Source organism: Blautia sp. AF26-2, from assembly GCF_003460955.1.
Lineage (GTDB): Bacteria > Bacillota > Clostridia > Lachnospirales > Lachnospiraceae > Fusicatenibacter > Fusicatenibacter saccharivorans.
Genome location: NZ_QTWD01000025.1, coordinates 1 through 2,757 on the forward strand (window position 1 = coordinate 1; position 2,757 = coordinate 2,757).

Here is a 2,757-nt window from a genome sequence, read left to right on the forward strand (position 1 = left end):
TGACTGAGCGGCGGACGGGTGAGTAACGCGTGGGTGACCTGCCCCATACCGGGGGATAACAGCTGGAAACGGCTGCTAATACCGCATAAGCGCACAGAGCTGCATGGCTCGGTGTGAAAAACTCCGGTGGTATGGGATGGGCCCGCGTCTGATTAGGCAGTTGGCGGGGTAACGGCCCACCAAACCGACGATCAGTAGCCGGCCTGAGAGGGCGACCGGCCACATTGGGACTGAGACACGGCCCAAACTCCTACGGGAGGCAGCAGTGGGGAATATTGCACAATGGGGGAAACCCTGATGCAGCGACGCCGCGTGAGCGAAGAAGTATTTCGGTATGTAAAGCTCTATCAGCAGGGAAGATAATGACGGTACCTGACTAAGAAGCCCCGGCTAACTACGTGCCAGCAGCCGCGGTAATACGTAGGGGGCAAGCGTTATCCGGATTTACTGGGTGTAAAGGGAGCGTAGACGGCAAGGCAAGTCTGATGTGAAAACCCAGGGCTTAACCCTGGGACTGCATTGGAAACTGTCTGGCTCGAGTGCCGGAGAGGTAAGCGGAATTCCTAGTGTAGCGGTGAAATGCGTAGATATTAGGAAGAACACCAGTGGCGAAGGCGGCTTACTGGACGGTAACTGACGTTGAGGCTCGAAAGCGTGGGGAGCAAACAGGATTAGATACCCTGGTAGTCCACGCCGTAAACGATGAATGCTAGGTGTTGGGGAGCAAAGCTCTTCGGTGCCGCCGCAAACGCATTAAGCATTCCACCTGGGGAGTACGTTCGCAAGAATGAAACTCAAAGGAATTGACGGGGACCCGCACAAGCGGTGGAGCATGTGGTTTAATTCGAAGCAACGCGAAGAACCTTACCAGGTCTTGACATCCCGATGACCGGCCCGTAACGGGGCCTTCTCTTCGGAGCATTGGAGACAGGTGGTGCATGGTTGTCGTCAGCTCGTGTCGTGAGATGTTGGGTTAAGTCCCGCAACGAGCGCAACCCTTATCCTCAGTAGCCAGCAGGTAAAGCTGGGCACTCTGTGGAGACTGCCAGGGATAACCTGGAGGAAGGTGGGGATGACGTCAAATCATCATGCCCCTTATGATCTGGGCTACACACGTGCTACAATGGCGTAAACAAAGGGAGGCAAAGCCGCGAGGTGGAGCAAATCCCAAAAATAACGTCTCAGTTCGGACTGCAGTCTGCAACTCGACTGCACGAAGCTGGAATCGCTAGTAATCGCGAATCAGAATGTCGCGGTGAATACGTTCCCGGGTCTTGTACACACCGCCCGTCACACCATGGGAGTTGGTAACGCCCGAAGTCAGTGACCCAACCTTTTAGGAGGGAGCTGCCGAAGGCGGGACTGATAACTGGGGTGAAGTCGTAACAAGGTAGCCGTATCGGAAGGTGCGGCTGGATCACCTCCTTTCTAAGGAAGAACAAGTAAAGAATGGGTTTCATTGTTTAGTTATTAAGGAACAGCAAAAGCTGTAGACTTTACAGTTTCAAAAACTGAATAACTATTGCTGGTGGCGATGCGCTTAGGGGACACACCCGTTCCCATCCCGAACACGATGGTTAAGACCTAAGCGGCCGATGGTACTGCACTGGAGACGGTGTGGGAGAGCAGGTGGCTGCCAGCTTCAAACGGGGACGTAGCTCAGTTGGGAGAGCACCTGCCTTGCAAGCAGGGGGTCGAGAGTTCGAATCTCTTCGTCTCCATCCGGAAAGAAAACTTCCGGGCGTCGGAAACGACTGAGGGCTTATAGCTCAGCCGGTTAGAGCGCACGCCTGATAAGCGTGAGGTCGGTGGTTCGAGTCCACTTAAGCCCACTGGATTTGAGTGAATCAAGTCCAAAAGATGTACCTTGAAAACCGCATATACAATCTATATTGAAAACGTTAAAACGTTAGAGATAGGAAAAGACATCCGAGGCATCATGTGTGAGAGCATGTGATGTTATCAAACCAGAGATAATCGAAAGATTATTGAATCAATTGCTTTTAAAGCAGAGAACACAAAAGCCTGTCATCAACGCTATGATGGCAGCGGACCAAGAATACAGGTCAAGCATTAAGAGCGCAGGGTGGATGCCTTGGCACTGAGAGCCGATGAAGGACGTGATAAGCTGCGAAAAGCTTCGGGGAGGAGCAAATATCCATTGATCCGGAGATATCCGAATGGGGAAACCCACTTGAGCAAACCTCAAGTATCCATACGCCAATCCATAACGTATGGAAGGGAACCGGGGGAACTGAAACATCTAAGTACCCCGAGGAGAAGAAAGAAACCTCGATTTCCAAAGTAGCGGCGAGCGAAATGGAAAGAGCCCAAACCGTGGTGCGTGCACCGCGGGGTTGTGGACTGCATAAGGTACTCGAATCAATAGCCGAACAGTTTTGGGAAATCTGATCAGAGAGGGTGAAAATCCCGTAGGCGAAATTGATGAGAGGCTGGCAGGATCCAGAGTACCACGAGACACGGGAAACCTTGTGGGAAGCAGGAGGGACCACCCTCCAAGGCTAAATACTCCTCAGTGACCGATAGCGCATAGTACTGTGAAGGAAAGGTGAAAAGGACCCCGGGAGGGGAGTGAAAGAGAACCTGAAACCCTGTGTTTACAAGCTGTGGAAGTGCCTTATGTGCACAACCGCGTACTTTTTGTAGAACGGTCCGGCGAGTTACGTTTACTGGCAAGGTTAAGCACTCAAGGTGCGGAGCCGAAGGGAAACCAAGTCTTAAGAGGGCGTGAAGTCA

Annotated in this window: 2 tRNA genes and 3 rRNA genes (1 of these 5 only partly in view); all 5 read left to right on the forward strand. The window is 52.4% G+C overall.

Annotation, left to right across the window (positions count from 1 at the left end):
• Positions 1-1,428, forward strand: a 16S ribosomal RNA gene (locus tag DWY63_RS17785); the annotation flags it as partial.
• Positions 1,429-1,524: 96 nt separating this feature from the next.
• A 5S ribosomal RNA gene (rrf, locus tag DWY63_RS17790) occupies positions 1,525-1,642 on the forward strand.
• A 6-nt stretch (positions 1,643-1,648) separates the two neighbouring features.
• Positions 1,649-1,721, forward strand: a tRNA-Ala gene (locus DWY63_RS17795).
• A 37-nt stretch (positions 1,722-1,758) separates the two neighbouring features.
• Positions 1,759-1,832 (forward strand) — tRNA-Ile (locus tag DWY63_RS17800).
• Between the two features lie 231 nt (positions 1,833-2,063).
• A 23S ribosomal RNA gene (locus DWY63_RS17805) occupies positions 2,064-2,757 on the forward strand (its annotated part continues 2,232 nt past the right edge of the window); the annotation flags it as partial.